Source organism: Acinetobacter lwoffii (genome assembly GCF_022809915.1).
Lineage (GTDB): Bacteria > Pseudomonadota > Gammaproteobacteria > Pseudomonadales > Moraxellaceae > Acinetobacter > Acinetobacter lwoffii_M.
Genome location: NZ_JALGQY010000008.1, coordinates 54,055 through 70,870, shown reverse-complemented (window position 1 = coordinate 70,870; position 16,816 = coordinate 54,055). Strand labels below are relative to the sequence as shown.

General features: G+C 44.7%; 14 protein-coding genes. 9 read left to right on the top strand and 5 right to left on the bottom strand.

Annotation, left to right across the window (positions count from 1 at the left end; all coding sequences use genetic code 11):
- Nucleotides 1-4 precede the first annotated feature (4 nt).
- Nucleotides 5-1,327, top strand: coding sequence for a sensor histidine kinase (locus MTX11_RS06045; RefSeq protein WP_005247441.1), 1,323 nt, complete (start codon nt 5-7; stop codon nt 1,325-1,327).
- A gap of 87 nt (nt 1,328-1,414) precedes the next feature.
- Here MTX11_RS06045 and hemP read toward each other — a convergent pair whose 3' ends face one another.
- Entirely contained in the window at nt 1,415-1,585 is a 171-nt protein-coding gene (hemP, locus tag MTX11_RS06040; protein ID WP_004645578.1) for a hemin uptake protein HemP, read from the bottom strand.
- A 138-nt stretch (nt 1,586-1,723) separates the two neighbouring features.
- Here hemP and MTX11_RS06035 point away from each other — a divergent pair, with 138 nt between their 5' ends.
- On the top strand, nt 1,724-2,623 hold the full coding sequence (locus tag MTX11_RS06035; protein WP_243474632.1) for an NUDIX domain-containing protein: 900 nt from the start codon (nt 1,724-1,726) through the stop codon (nt 2,621-2,623).
- A 58-nt stretch (nt 2,624-2,681) separates the two neighbouring features.
- Here the strand turns inward: MTX11_RS06035 and MTX11_RS06030 are convergent, their stop codons facing one another.
- Both MTX11_RS06030 and mrcB read right to left on the bottom strand, forming a co-directional pair.
- Complete coding sequence (locus tag MTX11_RS06030) at nt 2,682-3,227, bottom strand: tetratricopeptide repeat protein (RefSeq protein WP_243474631.1); 546 nt, start codon at nt 3,225-3,227, stop codon at nt 2,682-2,684.
- A gap of 14 nt (nt 3,228-3,241) precedes the next feature.
- A complete protein-coding gene (gene mrcB / locus MTX11_RS06025) occupies nt 3,242-5,632 on the bottom strand; it encodes a penicillin-binding protein 1B (protein ID WP_243474630.1) in 2,391 nt (796 codons plus the stop codon).
- Between the two features lie 191 nt (nt 5,633-5,823).
- Here mrcB and MTX11_RS06020 point away from each other — a divergent pair, with 191 nt between their 5' ends.
- Together MTX11_RS06020 and MTX11_RS06015 are read left to right on the top strand one after the other, a co-directional pair.
- Nucleotides 5,824-6,762, top strand: a complete 939-nt coding sequence (locus MTX11_RS06020) for an NAD(+) kinase (protein ID WP_004645573.1) — start codon at nt 5,824-5,826, stop codon at nt 6,760-6,762.
- A 3-nt stretch (nt 6,763-6,765) separates the two neighbouring features.
- Nucleotides 6,766-7,038, top strand: coding sequence for a YeaC family protein (locus tag MTX11_RS06015; protein ID WP_004278992.1), 273 nt, complete (start codon nt 6,766-6,768; stop codon nt 7,036-7,038).
- 82 nt (nt 7,039-7,120) lie between these two features.
- On the opposite strand, the gene MTX11_RS06010 is transcribed toward MTX11_RS06015, so the two are convergent.
- The gene (locus MTX11_RS06010; RefSeq protein WP_243474629.1) at nt 7,121-8,122 is read right to left on the bottom strand and encodes a glycosyl transferase family protein; all 1,002 of its coding nucleotides are present in this window, start codon (nt 8,120-8,122) and stop codon (nt 7,121-7,123) included.
- A 409-nt stretch (nt 8,123-8,531) separates the two neighbouring features.
- On the opposite strand from MTX11_RS06010, the gene MTX11_RS06005 reads away from it, so the two are divergent.
- Together MTX11_RS06005 and MTX11_RS06000 are read left to right on the top strand one after the other, a co-directional pair.
- Nucleotides 8,532-9,875, top strand: a complete 1,344-nt coding sequence (locus MTX11_RS06005) for a dicarboxylate/amino acid:cation symporter (RefSeq protein WP_195725817.1) — start codon at nt 8,532-8,534, stop codon at nt 9,873-9,875.
- Between the two features lie 159 nt (nt 9,876-10,034).
- On the top strand, nt 10,035-11,177 hold the full coding sequence (locus tag MTX11_RS06000) for an acyl-CoA dehydrogenase family protein (RefSeq protein ID WP_114541957.1): 1,143 nt from the start codon (nt 10,035-10,037) through the stop codon (nt 11,175-11,177).
- Nucleotides 11,178-11,260: 83 nt separating this feature from the next.
- On the opposite strand, the gene MTX11_RS05995 is transcribed toward MTX11_RS06000, so the two are convergent.
- Entirely contained in the window at nt 11,261-11,779 is a 519-nt protein-coding gene (locus MTX11_RS05995; protein ID WP_005106495.1) for a DJ-1/PfpI family protein, read from the bottom strand.
- 488 nt (nt 11,780-12,267) lie between these two features.
- Here MTX11_RS05995 and pheA point away from each other — a divergent pair, with 488 nt between their 5' ends.
- From pheA to MTX11_RS05980, 3 genes are all read left to right on the top strand, one after another.
- Nucleotides 12,268-13,377, top strand: a complete 1,110-nt coding sequence (gene pheA, locus MTX11_RS05990; protein ID WP_243474628.1) for a prephenate dehydratase — start codon at nt 12,268-12,270, stop codon at nt 13,375-13,377.
- A 66-nt stretch (nt 13,378-13,443) separates the two neighbouring features.
- Nucleotides 13,444-14,535 (top strand): histidinol-phosphate transaminase, encoded by a 1,092-nt coding sequence (hisC, locus tag MTX11_RS05985; protein WP_243474627.1) that lies wholly within the window; start codon nt 13,444-13,446, stop codon nt 14,533-14,535.
- 3 nt (nt 14,536-14,538) lie between these two features.
- The gene (locus tag MTX11_RS05980) at nt 14,539-16,785 is read left to right on the top strand and encodes a bifunctional prephenate dehydrogenase/3-phosphoshikimate 1-carboxyvinyltransferase (RefSeq protein WP_243474626.1); all 2,247 of its coding nucleotides are present in this window, start codon (nt 14,539-14,541) and stop codon (nt 16,783-16,785) included.
- Nucleotides 16,786-16,816: the final 31 nt, after the last annotated feature.

Genomic DNA, 16,816 nt, shown 5'->3' with positions numbered 1-16,816 from the left:
CCCCATGTCGGCTGCTATTTCCCTGCAAACCCGGCTGATCAAACATGCACTGTTTAGTTCCATCTTGGCTGGAGTATTGGCCTGGCTGCTGTTATTAGGAATTTCCAGTTATCAGGCCAGTCAGTTGCATGATGAATTAATGGAGCAAATTTCTGAGTTACTGCTTGGCGATGTTACCCAGGCCAAAGACGCCCAAGTCGATGAACTCAGTGAACAGTTTGATATCCAGTATGCCTTGTTGCTGGATCAACAGGTACTGACTACTTCGATTGATGATGAATTAATTAATACCATTCCAAAAGCACAGAACAACGGCTTTCAGTTTGCTTATGAAAATGGTCATTTTATCCGGATACTGACTGCGGAAGATGACGACCTTCAGGTCAAAATCGTACAGCCACTTTCAGTACGTTTCGATGAACTCTGGCAAACTACTTTGGGCTTTGCCGGGATCTTATTGATTTTATGGCTAGTGCAATGGCTGATTTTGCGTGTTGCGATCAAACGCCAGTTACGGCCATTAAACAAGATTTCCCGGGCGATTGGTTCCAAAACTGCTCAGGATCTAAGCCCTCTCAAAACGCCTGATCCTGAAATCACTGAACTGCAACCGATTATTCGTCAGTTGAATGCCATGCTCGGCCGGCTGGAAAAGTCACTGGCTGCCGAACAGCGTTTTACTGCAGATGCTTCACATGAGCTGCGTTCTCCACTGTCTGCAATTCAAATGCGTCTACAGGTTTTAAAACGCAAATATCAAGGTGATGCACAGCTCCCTCAAGCATTGCAGCTGATTCAAAATGATGTCAACCGCGGTACGCAGGTGCTGGAAAATTTACTTTTACTGGCACGACTCGATCCGGAGCGCACAGAGCAATTACCAACGCAAACCATTAATCTTAAAAATCTGGTTCAGGAGGCTTTGCAGGCATTGCAGCCTTTTGCAGAAGAAAAAGACATTTATTGGAATCTAAACCTTGAGGATGCTGTGATCGAAGCGAATCCAGAGCTGATTTTTAGTTGTATTCGCAATCTGGTCGACAATGCTATTCGTTATACGCCGCCGCAGGGACAGGTCGAGATCCGAACGGTTGTTGAGCAGCATCAGATACAACTATTGATTGAAAACTCAGGAGAGGGGATTACTGATGCTGTGCTGGAACGTTTAGGTGAACGTTTTTATCGGGCTTTGGGTACGCGAACTCAGGGTTCAGGTCTAGGTCTGTCCATTTGCCAGAAAATTATGGCACTGCATGCAGCTAAAATTGACTATGCACCGTCGGATCTGGGCGGACTTAAAGTGTTATTGAGTTTTAAGCTTGAATAGCAAATCTCATGATCAGAAGATTAAAAAGCAGTATGCGCTGATTCATACTGCTGCTTCCCACGTTTGTTATTATTAGAACTGATTTAATTATTTGGTCAGAATAAGACGGTTATTGCGGGTCAGACGCAAGCGGTATTCTTCGCCGGCATGCATGATCCGGATTTCACGACCCAGTGCAAAAAGATTGTTGGAGTGCAGCATTGGCAAGGCATGGTGAGTATCATTGTTACGGGTAAATAGGCTAAATGGGGCGTTCATTCCGTCGACTCCGTGGTGTGTTTTGGATTGATTTAAATGATAATCATTATCGAATAGGTCTGTCAACGAAATATTGAGCAATTTATAAAAAACTCTAATTTGCTTACAATCTGTAAAACTTTAACGGTTCTTTACATCATGACTAAAGCTACGATTCATGTCGCAATTGCGCTTTTATTTTATCAAAATCAGGTTCTCGTCGGCTGGCGTGAGGCCAAGCAGCATCAGGGCAATAAATATGAATTTCCAGGCGGAAAAGTTGAACAGGGCGAATTACCAGTCGAGGCATGTCGCCGCGAAGTGATGGAAGAGGTCGGCGTTGATATTGAACGTTGGCATGCCTCTGATTTTATCTCCTATGAATATGAAGATCTCATCGTCAATTTGCATATTTTCCATGCTTCAGTACAGCCTGCTCAACTGGCTGAAATCAAACAGCCTTGGCGCTGGTACAGCCGAGAAGAACTTGGTCGGCTGAATTTTCCGAAAGCCAATCAGTCCATGATCCAAAAGCTGCAATGGCCGCAGCGCATCAAGATTGCTGAAGATCTGGATATCTTATCAAGTCTGGATACAGATCAAATGTTGTATTGGCGCGTGGAAGCGACGCCTGAACGGATCATGCAATTACAGCAGTATCCGGTAGATCAACTCTCCAAGTTAATCATTAATCAGCAGCTTTGGTCACAACTGAATGAATTGCAGCAGCAGACGATTCGCACAATTCATCTAAAACAGACTCAATTGATGGACTTGAAACAAGGCGAATTGAAATCTGGTTATCGTTATCTGGCGGCTTGTCATGACCTGAGCGCTTTAATGCATGCAGAACAGATCGGTTGTGAAGCGGCTTTACTTAGTCCGGTACTGGCGACCGCAACGCATCCGGACACGCGTGCGCTAGGCTGGGAACAATTCAAGCAAATGGCAGAGCAGGTACAGATTCCGGTTTTTGCTTTAGGCGGAATGAAGACTGATGAGCTCGATTATGCAAAAAGCCAGCATGCTTATGGCATTGCCGGGATTCGCTATATTTAAACACTTTATTTATAAAATAAACTTTCTATTAGTAAGTCAGTTTCTATAGAAAATTATCTTAAAGCTTTTTGAGTGCCTGTTGGGCTTGCTGAATCGCTTTGGCATTTTTCCGCAACTGAGCAGATTTAAGGCGCACTTGCCAAAGCTGCTTTTTCATGGCACTAGATTGTGCATAACTCAGGCCACGTAAGGCAAAAGTATCGGCGCTTGCTGGCTGATTTTTACGGTTAGCAATCATACCCAAGTATAAATAGGTTTCCGGTGCCTGAGGGGCCAGTCGCTGTGCCTGAGTTGCAGACGCTTCAGCTTGAGCGAACTGCTGCTTGGTATAGGCCTGCTGGGTTTGCTGCATCAGACTCTTGAAAGCCGGCAGATTACGGCCATCATCAAACTTTTGGCTTTTCGGCTTCTGTTCAGGAATGACAATTTTCTGACGTTTGATGTCAGGACGGTCATAAGGCGTAATCACTACGCTGTCTGGCGTTTTTGCCTTAGGTTTTTCCGTCGCAGGCTTGACTGGGGTAACTGGCTTTTCTGGCTCAGAGATACTTTGGCAGCCCACCAGACTGAGGATGAGCAAACCAGGGAGGATTTTTCTTAACATAAACATAGACTCAATTAATGGCTATAACTTCCACTGGCGATAATACGGGTTTCGCTCTCAAGATCGCGTTCTATTTCTGTTTCACTTTCTTGTATATAGCGACTCATATCATCCTGTTCAGCATCAGATGGCTCAGGTTCTGAATCAATATCATAAGGTTCCGTCGCATAATGCGAGATGCCGCAGGCAGTTGCCTGATTTGGCAGGGCATGACGCGAAATCGGGATATACATGGCGCCTTCACAGCCTTGTGCCGATAAATGACCGGTATAACGATCCAGCCAATGCCATTCGATTTCATTCGGCTGTGGCAAATTCACCGGTTTTTGGCGTAGTTGTTTCATGACATTGGTCCACACGGGCAGGGCACCTGAAGAACCGGTCAAGCCAGTGACTTTGTTGTCATCCAGACCGAGCCAAACCACGGTCATATAATTACCTGAGTATCCGGCAAACCATGAGTCACGGCTGTCATTCGTGGTACCGGATTTGCCGGCAAGATTCAGACTACGTGGTAAGCTGTTATAGGCTGCACGACCTGTACCATTCGACATGACCTGTTGTAAGCCATAATTCAGAGCATAAGCAGAAGCCGGATCAATGGTCGGTTGCACACTCAGGCTATAACGATCCAGAGAGCGGCCGTTGGCATCCACCACAGAGCGAATCGCTTTGGTTGGGTATTTAAAGCCGCCTGTAGCAAAGTTGCCGTAAATATTCATCACTTCCATCGGGGACATATCTACCGCACCCAAGTAAATCGACGGATAAGATGGAATATCTGAAGTTACACCAAATTTTTTCAGATGATTAATAAAGGTAGACAGGCCAAATTCTTGTGCTAAACGCACAGTGGACAGGTTATAAGATTGCGATAAGGCTTGTGACATTGGAATGACACCATGTCCGCGACCACTATAGTTTTTCGGCGTCCAGGTTTTGCCATCACTCTTGATGCTGATTTCACTGTCTTCAATTGGGCTTGCCCAATGATAACGGTTCGATTCCAGGGCACTCAGGTAGATCACCGGTTTTAGCAGGGAACCGACTTGACGCTTGGCATCGACTGCACGGTTAAAGCCGGTAAAATCTTGAGTAGAACCCACTGCGGCCACCAGTTCGCCATTTTCCGGATGCGATACTAATACTGCGCCCTGTAAATCTTTCAGGCGACCCGGATTGGATTTGCTTAAACGCGCCACCGTTTCTTTAAAACTGTCCTGAATTCGGGTTTGGGCCAGAGGGTCTAAAGTGGTGAAAATGCGCAGACCCTGATTGGTCAGATCGGTTTCCTGATAATCTGTGCGTAATTGACGACGTACGATATCCAGAAAATCCGGGAAGCGGGCAGGGCCTAAAGTCGGTTTTGAAATGACATTTAACGGACGTGCGGTTTCTTTTTCATATTTTTCCTGAGTCAGATAGCCCATCACCAGCATATTATTCAGGACGATATCACGGCGTTTTTTCGCACTTTCAGGATTGCGCCATGGATTGTATAGACTCGGGCCTTGGACTAAACCCACCAAAAATGCTTGCTGGGAAATATTCAGTTCACGCAGTGGCAGGCCAAAATAAAACTGCGATGCCAGACCATAACCATTAATGGAGTAGTTACCATTCTGGCCGAGATTTACCTCATTCAGATAAGCTTCCAGAATTTCATTCTTGTCATAATGCAATTCAATCAGCATCGCCATAAAGGCTTCATTCACTTTACGTTTTAAGGTGCGCTCAGGGGTTAAATAGAAATTTTTGATCAGCTGCTGGGTCAAGGTTGAGCCACCCTGACGTTTACCACCGGTAATATTGCTGACTACGGCACGTGCAATACCACGCGGTGAAACCCCATGATGCTCATAGAACTTACGGTCTTCGGTCGCGATCAGCGCTTCGATCAAGGGCTTAGGCACTTTATTTAGCTTGATCAGCACACGGTCTTCGTTATGCTGCGGATAAATCCCGCCTATTAATAAAGGTTCTAAACGTGCAATACCGCTTGAAGATGGTTTGGTCGCGCTGACTTCTGCAATCTGTTCACCGCTGAAACTGACTTTTAATATTTGCTCCGGTTCAACCCGGTCACCAAAATCAAAGCCGCGTGTATGCACATATAGGGTATTACCCGTGGTGACAAAGCTGCCTGATTTGGTATAACTATCCGAATTTTTATAACCGAGTAATTTTAATTCTTGTTGGAAATCCTGCAGACTGACTGGGGCATTCACGTACACTTCCATCGGACGTGCGAAGACCTTGGCTGGAATATCCCAGCGCTGACCTTCAAACTTGTCGCGCACAATATTGTCTAATCTAATCAAATAGATACTAAATGCTACAAAGATAGAAATGACGATAATAGAAAAAATTAAGGCAAGAAACCCCATGCCACGTTCAGATTTCATAAATACTTATAAGATCCTGTGAAATTGTGCTAATCATGCGAAGCTTTTCATTATTTTGCAATATTTAATCAAGAAATGCGCTTAAAATTAAAATGAAAACCCACAATTTCTCCTTAATTCGAATATATTTCAAATAATTTCCTACCTATGAAGCACTGTTATAAATTGTCATCCAGGTATAGCTTAATGTTATGATAAGCAGGATTCGTAGCGGAGCGACGACACTGGTGCAAATTTCCCATAAGACCTTTCGAAATATCGGGTTAATAGGACGTCCTGATAAATCGTCGGTGGTTGAAACCTTATGCCTTATTCACGATCATCTTCTCAATTTAGGCCTACACCCAGTTTTTGATGCAGCGACAGCTGAACTTGTTCCCTATCAAAATACCCAAACCGTCAGTCGTGCCTTATTGGGTGAGGTGGTGGATCTGGTGATTGTCGTGGGCGGTGACGGCTCGCTATTACATGCAGCACGCGCCTTGGTCAAGTACAATACCCCGGTGATCGGGGTTAACCGTGGTCGTCTGGGTTTTTTAACGGATATCAAGCCGACTGAAGTGATATTCAAGCTGGATCAGGTATTAAAGGGTGACTTTCAGACTGAGCGACGCTTTTTACTCGAAGTCGAAATTCGCTCCAAAGGTGAAGTGATTTACGATGCCATTGCTCTAAATGATGTGGTGCTACATTCAGGGAAATCGGTACATATGATCGATTTTGAGCTGAATATTGATGGGCAATATGTCTATCGTCAGCACAGCGATGGCCTGATAGTCTCTACGCCGACTGGTTCTACAGCTTATGCGCTTTCTGGTGGTGGCCCGATTGTACATCCAAGTATGGATGCGATTGCCTTGGTACCGATGCATCCGCATACCTTGTCTTCACGCCCGATTGTGGTCGGTGGACATAGTGAAATTAAATTACTGATTCGTGAAAATCGCGTACTGCCGATGGTTAGTGCGGATGGACAACACAGTGTGTCTTTGAATGTGGGTGATAGCGTCCATATTCGCAAGCATCCCTTTAAACTGAATCTTCTGCATCCACCGGGTTATGACTTTTATAATGCCTGTCGAACCAAACTGGGGTGGAATCAGGACTTTGATTATTTTAAGCAGGATTAAATCATGAATATTGAACAAATGCTTGCCGTACTCAATCCTGAGATTGTTGAACGCCTAAGAACAGCAGTCGAAATTGGAAAGTGGCCAAACGGTGTAGCCTTGACACCAGAACAACGTCAGACCTGTATGCAGGCAGTGTATGCCTGGGAAATGAAAAACCTGCCTGAAAATGAGCGCAGCGGTTATATCGATCGCGGTACTAAAGAAGAGGGTGAAGAGTGTGATGATGATCATCACAAGAATGAACCTGAATTCAAGCCGATTCGTTTTGTTTAAGGCTTAATTCCCAGCCAATAGCAATACAATTAAAAAAAGCATTGTTCATTCACTGAACAATGCTTTTTTCTTTTGCACAAGATTAAACCGTGTGGCGATTCGCCCATAAGATTTTGGCTTTTTGCATCGCAGCTTCAAAGCTGTCACACACGCCCATGGTATATAGCGCAATGCCCATAGTTTCTATCACTGCAATCTCGCCATAATCATGGCTTTGCTGACCGTCCCAGACAGCCTTAAATAGCGCCAGATCCAGTTTTTCTTCAATTGGACTGCGGTTGTCAGTGAGCTTTGGCAATTCATGCTCATAGAGCAGGCCATCTTTAATGCCACAGATGAGCGTTTTGGCATCCGGATTACGCTCGAATTCGCCCCCTTCACCTTTAATCACGGCACTATTTTTATAGCCCAAGCGGAAAGCTGCTTGCTGATGCGAACCACGATATGCTGGATGGAAAATGGCTTGCAGGGTCGCTTTGGCATTAAAGGGATTGATCAGACGCGCCAGGGTATGAATTGGGGAGCGTAAGCCCATGACATTACGCAGCGCAATCAAGTCTGCAAGAATCGGAGAAATTACTTCTAACGGTATGTAAGCAAAATGCTGTTGTAGAAGTTGCTGTTCAACCTCGGCATCATTTTGACAGATTGGATAGCCTAAGTAAGTCAGCACCTGTTCGGTGTAAACGCGGTTCATGGTATGGCCCGAGGCACCATGCATCACAATATTATAACCATGCTTGGCCAGTGTCAGGGCTGCCAGAATAAACCATGGATAATGCTTGCGCTTGCCCGCATATGAAGACCAGTCCAGATCGACATCCAGTTTTTTGAAACTCAGCTGGTCACGTGTCGCCTGTACAAAACCGGCCAACTCATCTACAGATTCTTCCTTGACCCGCAATAACATCAAGAATGCACCTAACTGCACATCCAGCACTTCATTTTTCAAAATCATACTGAAGGCTTGATAGGCTTCATCATAGCAGAGAGAGCGGGCGCCATTTTTCCCTTTACCCACAATGCGTACATATTGGGCAAAGGGATGTTCGAAATCTTTATAAATATTTCTTTTGGTATTCATAACTTTTTACAGCTTGCAGAAAATATTAATGTCAAGGGAGAGGGTGAAAATCCATAAACATTTCAGTATACGTAAAACAATCAGTTAAATCTGATTATCGACTAATGTCTAATCTATTCTGGTTAAAACATAAACAAGCGCATAATAAGTTATGCACATTTAGTCTGAATATTCGGTAAAATTTAGGCAATTTTTAGAGTCTGTTTAATTTTTCTTAATCTCTTTCTCCCATTTAATACTTTGGTCTGATACTTGAGTGTCAGATTCAATGCATGGCTGATTATCATTTTTGAACATTCTCTTGAGCCTTTTGAGACTTGATCCGGTTCATCCTGAGAAGGGATGAAGAGGTCAGTATATTTCTCAAAATGGTCTTTCTTATTTTTGATATCGTTCAAGTAGATTTATTATGGCGAAACAACCAATTTATAAGTCACTGTATTTTCAAGTGATTGTGGCCATTATCGCAGGTATTCTGGTCGGGCATTTTTCGCCTAGTGGTACGCAAATTATCAATGGCGTAGAACAGCATGTCCCTGGCTTGGGCGAACAGCTTAAACCGCTTGGTGATGCATTTATCCGTCTGATTAAAATGATTATCGCACCTGTAATTTTCTGTACCGTAGTGAGCGGTATTGCAGGTATGGAAAGCATGAAATCAGTCGGTAAAACTGGTGGTGTGGCTTTACTTTACTTCGAGATCGTATCCACGATTGCTTTGGTCATCGGTCTGGTCGTGATTAACATCGTCAAGCCTGGTGTGGGCATGAACGTTGATCCTGCTTCACTGGATACTAGTGGCATCAGTAAATATGTTGCTTCAGGTGAGTCACAATCGACTATCGACTTCCTGATGAACATCATTCCAAATACGGTTGTGGGCGCATTTGCGGAAGGCGAAATCCTGCAGGTTCTATTGTTCGCGATCATCTTTGGTTTTGCACTGCATAAGCTCGGTGATCAAGGCAAGCCAGTCCTGAAACTCATCGACCAGATTTCACATGTGTTTTTCAACATCGTGAACATGGTGATGAAACTTGCTCCAATTGGTGCATTTGGTGCAATGGCGTTTACAATTGGTAAATATGGTATTGGTTCTCTTGCTCAGCTGGCACAGTTGATCATTTGTTTCTATGTTACCTGCGTACTGTTTATTTTCATCGTATTGGGCTCAATTGCGCGTTTCGCAGGGTTCAGCATCATGAAGATGATCCGCCTGATTCGCGAAGAACTTCTGATTGTACTGGGGACGTCATCTTCAGAATCAGTACTGCCACGTATGTTGAAGAAACTGGAACTTGCCGGTGCAGAGAAGTCGGTGGTAGGTCTGGTGATTCCAACTGGTTATTCATTTAACCTGGATGGTACGTCGATTTACTTGACGATGGCTGCAATCTTTATTGCGCAAGCAACCAATACGCAACTTGACTTGTCTCATCAAATTACCCTGCTTCTGGTACTTCTGATCTCATCTAAGGGTGCGGCAGGCGTGACTGGTTCAGGCTTTATTGTGATGGCGGCAACTTTGGCTGCTGTAGGGAATATTCCTGTTGCAGGTCTGGCATTGATTCTCGGTATCGATCGTTTCATGTCTGAAGCTCGTGCCTTGACCAATCTGGTCGGTAACTCTTTGGCGACTTTAGTGGTTGCGAAATGGGTGGGACAGTTAGATATGGACAAGCTGAACTATGCTTTAGCAAATCCTGCAGAAATTGACGAAAAAATGGCACAAGAAGGCAATAACGCTCACTAATTTTGAGTCTGTCTTTCATGTCTAAAAGGGAAGCTTCGGCTTCCCTTTTTTATTGACTGTGAAGTTAGTAAAAAGATGAATGCCGGCACATGACAGGGAGCAGGAAAGTCGATAGTCTGTGAAAAGGAAACTAAAATGATAAACAACAAGGACAATAGAATGCTTGCCTACGATGCCGATCTAGAATTATTCCGCGATAATTTTAAACGCTTTATGAACGAACATGTCGCACCGTACTACGACCAGTGGGAACGTGAAGGTCTGATGCCGCGTTCAGTCTGGAATGCACTCGGTGAAAATGGCTTCTTGTGTGTCGATGTTCCAGAAGAATATGGTGGCTATGGGGTGCCGACCGATTATTCCTTGATGCTGATCGAAGAATCTGCACGTGCCGGATACAGTGCCATTGCCACAGGTCTGTCTTGTCATTCCGATATTGCAGCACCGTATATCCTGCATATTGGTACTGAAGAACAGAAAAAATACTGGTTACCAAAAATGGTCACCGGTGAAGTGGTCGGTGCGATCGGCATGACCGAGCCAGGTGCAGGTTCAGATTTGCAAGCCATGCGTACTAGTGCCATCTTGCAGGATGAATATTATCTGTTAAATGGCTCAAAAACCTTCATTTCCAATGGTCAGCATGCTGACTTGGTGGTGCTTGCGGTCAAAACCGATCCTCAAGCCCGAGCTAAAGGCGTTTCATTGCTGCTGGTCGATACCCATCTGGAAGGCTTTAAAAAAGGCACCAATCTGGACAAGATTGGTCTGCATGCTCAGGATACGTCTGAACTGTTCTTCGACAATGTTAAAGTGCCAAAGGACCAATTACTGGGTCAGCCGGGACAGGGATTTGCTTACCTGATGCAGGAATTGCCACGTGAGCGTACCGCCATCGCTGCCACCGCTCTAGGCGCCATTCGTGGCTCGATCGATGTGACCACACAATATGTGAAAGAGCGTCAGGCTTTTGGTCAGGCGATCGGTCAATTCCAGAATACTCGTTTTGTGTTGGCGCAAGCGAAAATTGATGAATTGGCAACTGCAGCATTTTATAACCAGAATCTTGAGCTTTATATGCAAGGGAAGCTGGATGTAGAAACTGCAGCGGCATTGAAAAGTTTTTCTACCGATATGCAGATGAAAATCGCGGACAATCTCCTGCAATTATTTGGGGGTTATGGCTATATGACTGAATATCCAATTTCACGTTTCTTCGTTGATGCGCGGATCCAGCGGATTTATGGGGGTACCAATGAAATCATGAAGGAGATTGTGGCCCGCGGTCTGTTAGGGCGTTAATAGCTCAACCATAAAAAAGAGTCCCGAAGGACTCTTTTTTATAGGGGAGAACATGGCCAAGATGGGAAATATTTTTTAAGACTTTATGATTTTAAAACATCCAAACATTCATGAATAAAAATGGGTAAATCATTGGGTAGGCGCGATGAAATCAACTGATTATTGTCATTCACCAGTTCCGCATCATAATATGTTCCACCGGCACGTTGTACGCGACTGGCATGCGCGCGAATACTGGTAATAATTCGATTTTTCAGCACATCTGCTTCACACAGTAATAATGATGCATCACATAAACTAAAGATGGTTTTCTTGGCTTGATTAAAAGCCTGGATAAATTGCAGCACCCGCATATCGGTAGATAAAGAAACTGCAGATTCACCGCCAGGAATCAGCAAGGCATCAAAATCATCAATACTGATTTGTTCGATGTCCCGGTCAATCGTCACTGCAGAACAGCCATGCAGACCATAGACCACTTTTCCTGCATTAAACTCAATATTACAGATGCTATGCTTTGCTTCCAGCAAGGCTGCAACGGGTTCAAGATATTCCTGATCTTCAAAATTATTCGTCAAAAGTACAGCTATTCTTTTTGGCATGACTGACACCCAAACGCTTGTTTTAAGTTAGACTATCTATGATTGGTTAAAAAATCGTCTCTGCTTTGTAATTGAGTAGTGATTTAATGTGAAAAAATAAGTGAAATCAAAGAGAAGTCGATAAAAATGGGGTTGCAGAGTGTGCATTTTATTGTGAAATCTATCTTAGATATGAATGGTTCAAAAATGACGTTTGCAAAGCAATTATTTTAATTTTCTTATGTTTAAAACCGCTATATAGATTAAGAAATAGTGATATTTCATATTCCTTAAAATCAGTTAATATGGACAGGCAAAGTTTACAATTTAATAATGTAAATCAAGCAGAAAAGCTGAAGTAAATGTTACCAGATATGACTAAAAGCGATAAACGGTTAAAATCAACTGTATGTTTTTAAGACTTAATCTACCAATGCCATATTGCGTAACATTTGAAAGCTCACTATTGTTATACTGAACAGATAAGGTTTATGAAGGGCGACAGAACAATGATCAACGACGATCAAAACACCACGACTTCTCTTGATTTGGCAAAAATTCGTGAAGATATCGATTCTGTTGATCAGCAAATTCAGCAATTGATTAACCGTCGGGCACGTTTGGCTGAAGCAGTGGCAAAAGCAAAATTTGCCTCAGAAGAGAATCCGCTGTTTTACCGTCCAGAACGTGAAGCTCAGGTTTTGCGTAATGTCATGGAACGTAATGAAGGGCCATTGTCTGATACCACCATAGCACGTCTGTTCCGTGAAATCATGTCGGCCTGTCTGGCACTTGAAGCTCCGCAAAGCATTGCTTTCCTTGGCCCAGTCGGGACTTATACCCATTCTGCGGTACTCAAGCACTTTGGTCATGATGCTGTGGTTCGTCCTTTACCGACCATTGATGAAGTTTTCCGTGATGTGGAAGCGGGCAGTGCCCATTATGGTCTGGTACCGGTAGAAAATTCCTCTGAAGGCGTGGTCAACCATACGTTGGACTGTTTCAAAACCTCGAACCTGAATGTGATTGGCGAAGTTGAATTACCGATTCACCATCAGTTCCTGATTTCTGAAAATACCCGTAAAGACAGCATCAAACAGATTTATGCGCATCAGCAGACTTTGGCACAGTGCCGTAAGTGGCTGGATGCGCATTATCCAGGTGTGGAACGTGTCGCTTTAAGTTCCAATGCGGAAGCAGCACGCCGTATTCGTAATGAATGGCATTCTGCTGCAATTGCCTCTGAAATTGCTGCGAGCATTTATGATCTCGAAATCATGCACAGCAATATCGAGGACAATCCGGAAAATACCACACGCTTCCTGGTGATTGGCCGTGAGAAAGTGCCACAAAGTGGTAATGACAAGACTTCATTACTGATTTCAGCACATGATCGTGCCGGGGCTTTGCTGGAAATTCTGGCGCCGTTTGCCAAGCACAATATCAGTCTGACCAGCATTGAAACCCGTCCTGCACTTCCTGAAAAATGGGCTTATGTGTTCTTCATTGATCTTGAAGGCCATATTGAGCAGGAACACGTGAAAGCAGCCATTGAAGAAATTCGTCCTTTGGTTAAAGAAGTTCGCGTGCTCGGTTCATATCCTGCAGCTGTACTTTAAGTCAGCTATCCGTGGTCAGGGCGAGGGTGCTGACCACTGTTTTATACCTAAAATTGGAAGTCTAAAATGTCGTTTGTTCCAGCCAATTCAGGCATCTCAAAATTAAAGCCATATCAACCGGGTAAGCCGATCAGTGAACTTGAGCGCGAGTTGGGGCTTACCGATATCGTCAAACTGGCTTCAAATGAAAATCCGCTGGGTTGTTCAGATAAAGTCAAAGAAGCGGTCGCTGCGGAAATTTCTGAAATTGGCCGTTATCCGGATGGTGGTGGTTTTATCCTGAAAGATCAGATCAAGGCTCAGTTTGGTTTTAATCACGATCAGATTACCTTGGGGAATGGTTCAAACGACTTACTGGAAATGTTTGCCCGCGCATTCGTTTCAGAAAATGATTCGGTGGTGTATAGCCAGCATGCTTTTGCAGTTTATGCATTGGTGACTCAAGCCATTAATGCACAAGCGATTGAAGTGCCAGCTAAAGGCTTTTCGCATGACTTGGAAGCAATGGCGGCTGCAATTCAAGACAATACCAAACTCGTCTTCATTGCAAACCCGAATAATCCAACAGGAACCTGGTTTGAAGAAGCTGAATTTGAAGCGTTCATGCAAAAAGTTCCTGCCAATGTCATCGTGGTTCTGGATGAAGCCTATGTGGAATATTTCCCGGAAAACTTCAACAGCTTGAAATTCCTCGCGCAATATCCAAACCTGATCGTTAGCCGTACTTTGTCGAAGTGCTATGGTTTGGCTGCACTACGTGTTGGTTTTGCTCTGGCTTCAGTAGAAGTGACGGATTATCTCAATCGTATTCGTCAGCCATTTAATGTCAACCATCTTGCGATGGTGGCTGCGGTGGCTGCACTGAAAGATGAAGACTTTATCGCGCGTTCTCGTGAAGTGAATAAAGCCGGTATGGCGCAACTTGAAGCTGGCTTTAAGGCTTTGGGTCTTAACTATGTGCCTTCACGTGCCAACTTTATTCTGGTAGATGTACAGGCAGACCCATCAGCAACCTTCAATGGTTTGCTCAAACAAGGGGTGATTGTGCGTCCGGTTGGTATTTCAAATCACATTCGCGTATCGATTGGTACTGAAGCAGAAAATGCGAAATTATTGAGCGCATTGGCTAAAGTACTCGGTTTAGAGGCAAAAGCTTAAACCATGTCGCAGCCACTGTTTGAAAAAGTTGCATTTATCGGGCTTGGACTGATTGGTTCAAGTCTGGCGCGTGTCATTCGAGCCGAGCATTTGGCCAATGACATTGTTGCATCGACACGTTCACAAAAGACTTTGGAAGATGCTAAATCTCTTGGCCTGATTTCCGAAGGCTATGCCGATCCTGTAGAGGCGGTCAAAGGCGCTGATCTGGTGGTACTGGCATTGCCGGTACGTGCCACGCAAAAGGTGCTGGAAGCTATCAAGCCTTATTTATCTGCCAATACCATTATTACTGATGTGGGTAGTACCAAAGGTAATGTGGTCGATGCAGCGAAAGCGGTTTTTGGCGATGAACTGCCTGAAGGTTTTGTACCGGGCCATCCGATTGCAGGTGCCGAGCATACCGGGGTGCATGCAGGTAAAGTTGATTTATTTGCCAATCACAAGGTGATCTTGACGCCACTGCCAAGCAGTGCAGACTGGGCCGTCGATAAACTGATTCAGCTGTGGCAAGCGGCGAAAGCCGAAGTGATTTGTATGGATGTCGACAAGCACGATGAAGTGCTGGCGCATACCAGTCATCTTCCGCATCTCATGGCCTTTAACCTGGTTGAGCAATTGGCCAAGCGTGAAGACAATTTAGATATATTTCGTTATGCTGCCGGTGGCTTCCGGGATTTCTCGCGAATTGCCGCTAGCGATCCACAAATGTGGCATGACATCTTTTTTGCCAACAAAAAAGCAGTTCTGAATGCTGTTGATGGCTTTGAACAGCAGCTCGCGATTATTCGCAAATTGATTGAAGATGAAGATTCCCACGCATTGATGGGCTTATTGGGTCATGCGCAGGCAGCTCGCCAGCATTTCAACCATATGCTCGCCAAGAAACCTTTCATGGAGAAAAATAAAGTGACACAACAATTTACCATTCAGCCGGGTGCCAAGAAATTTCAGGGTAAATTTACCGTGCCAGGTGACAAATCTGTGTCACATCGCTCGATCATGTTTGGTGCGATTGCTGAAGGCACCACGCATGTGACCGGCTTTCTGGAAGGTGAAGATGCTTTAGCGACACTGCAAGCTTTCCGTGATATGGGTGTGAGCATTGAAGGCCCTAAAAATGGTGAAGTGACCATTCATGGTGTTGGCATGCATGGCCTTAAAGCGCCACAGTCTGCCATTTATATGGGCAACTCGGGCACTTCAATGCGTTTGTTGTCGGGTATGCTGGCTGCACAAAAATTTGATTCAGTCATGACTGGTGACGCATCTTTATCCAAGCGTCCAATGGAGCGTATTGCCAAGCCTTTACGTGAAATGGGTGCGCAAATTCAGACCACAGGTGAACGCGGTACACCACCTGTATCCATCACCGGCAATCAAAACCTTAAAGGGATTCAGTACGATTTGCCAATGGCCTCTGCTCAGGTGAAATCAGGGATTCTACTTGCAGGTCTATGGGCGGAAGGTGAAACTTCGGTGACTGAACCAGAACCAACACGCGACCATACTGAACGTATGCTGCGTGCATTTGGTTATGAAGTGAAAACAGAAGGCAACCGAATTTCCCTGCAAGGTGGCGGCAAGTTAGTGGGTACCAACATTCAAGTGCCTTCAGATATTTCTTCAGCAGCCTTCTTTATGGTGGGTGCGGCCATTACTGAAAATTCGGACGTCACCCTTGAAGCGGTAGGCATTAACCCGACCCGTACTGGTGTGATCGAAATCCTCAAGCAAATGGGTGCGGACATTACAGTTGAAAACGAGCGTATTGCAGGCGGTGAACCGATTGCTGATATCCGTATTCGTGGTACACGTACATTAAAAGGGATTCATATGCCGGAAGATCAGGTGCCATTAGCAATTGATGAATTCCCGGCGCTATTCATTGCCGCTGCATGTGCTGAAGGTCAGACAATTTTGACCGGTGCTGCCGAGCTTCGCGTGAAAGAATCGGATCGTATTCAGGTCATGGCAGATGGTCTTCAAACCATGGGCATCGACTGTACCCCAACTGAAGATGGCATCATCATTGAAGGTAAGGGTAAGTCCGGTGACTGGTTGCCAATCTTTACGGGTGGTGAAATTGAATCGCATCACGATCACCGTATCGCGATGAGTTTTTCGATTGCCGGTTTGCGTAATTCGGAGCAGATCAAGATTGTCGGAACCGAAACGGTCGCAACCAGTTTCCCGACCTTCACAGAATTGACCTCAATCGCAGGACTGCCAATTCAAGTATCAGAATAATTTTTAAAATTATGTGAAACAGCCAAGCTTT

Coding starts and splice junctions, on each gene's coding strand:
- hisC (WP_243474627.1), top strand. CDS start 13,444: ATGTCGTTTGTTCCAGCCAATTCAGGCATCTCAAAATTAAAGCCATAT.
- pheA (WP_243474628.1), top strand. CDS start 12,268: ATGATCAACGACGATCAAAACACCACGACTTCTCTTGATTTGGCAAAA.
- MTX11_RS06035 (WP_243474632.1), top strand. CDS start 1,724: ATGACTAAAGCTACGATTCATGTCGCAATTGCGCTTTTATTTTATCAA.
- MTX11_RS06010 (WP_243474629.1), bottom strand. CDS start 8,122: ATGAATACCAAAAGAAATATTTATAAAGATTTCGAACATCCCTTTGCC.
- MTX11_RS06015 (WP_004278992.1), top strand. CDS start 6,766: ATGAATATTGAACAAATGCTTGCCGTACTCAATCCTGAGATTGTTGAA.
- MTX11_RS06020 (WP_004645573.1), top strand. CDS start 5,824: ATGATAAGCAGGATTCGTAGCGGAGCGACGACACTGGTGCAAATTTCC.
- MTX11_RS06005 (WP_195725817.1), top strand. CDS start 8,532: ATGGCGAAACAACCAATTTATAAGTCACTGTATTTTCAAGTGATTGTG.
- MTX11_RS05980 (WP_243474626.1), top strand. CDS start 14,539: ATGTCGCAGCCACTGTTTGAAAAAGTTGCATTTATCGGGCTTGGACTG.
- MTX11_RS06000 (WP_114541957.1), top strand. CDS start 10,035: ATGCTTGCCTACGATGCCGATCTAGAATTATTCCGCGATAATTTTAAA.
- MTX11_RS06045 (WP_005247441.1), top strand. CDS start 5: ATGTCGGCTGCTATTTCCCTGCAAACCCGGCTGATCAAACATGCACTG.
- hemP (WP_004645578.1), bottom strand. CDS start 1,585: ATGAACGCCCCATTTAGCCTATTTACCCGTAACAATGATACTCACCAT.
- MTX11_RS06030 (WP_243474631.1), bottom strand. CDS start 3,227: ATGTTAAGAAAAATCCTCCCTGGTTTGCTCATCCTCAGTCTGGTGGGC.
- MTX11_RS05995 (WP_005106495.1), bottom strand. CDS start 11,779: ATGCCAAAAAGAATAGCTGTACTTTTGACGAATAATTTTGAAGATCAG.
- mrcB (WP_243474630.1), bottom strand. CDS start 5,632: ATGAAATCTGAACGTGGCATGGGGTTTCTTGCCTTAATTTTTTCTATT.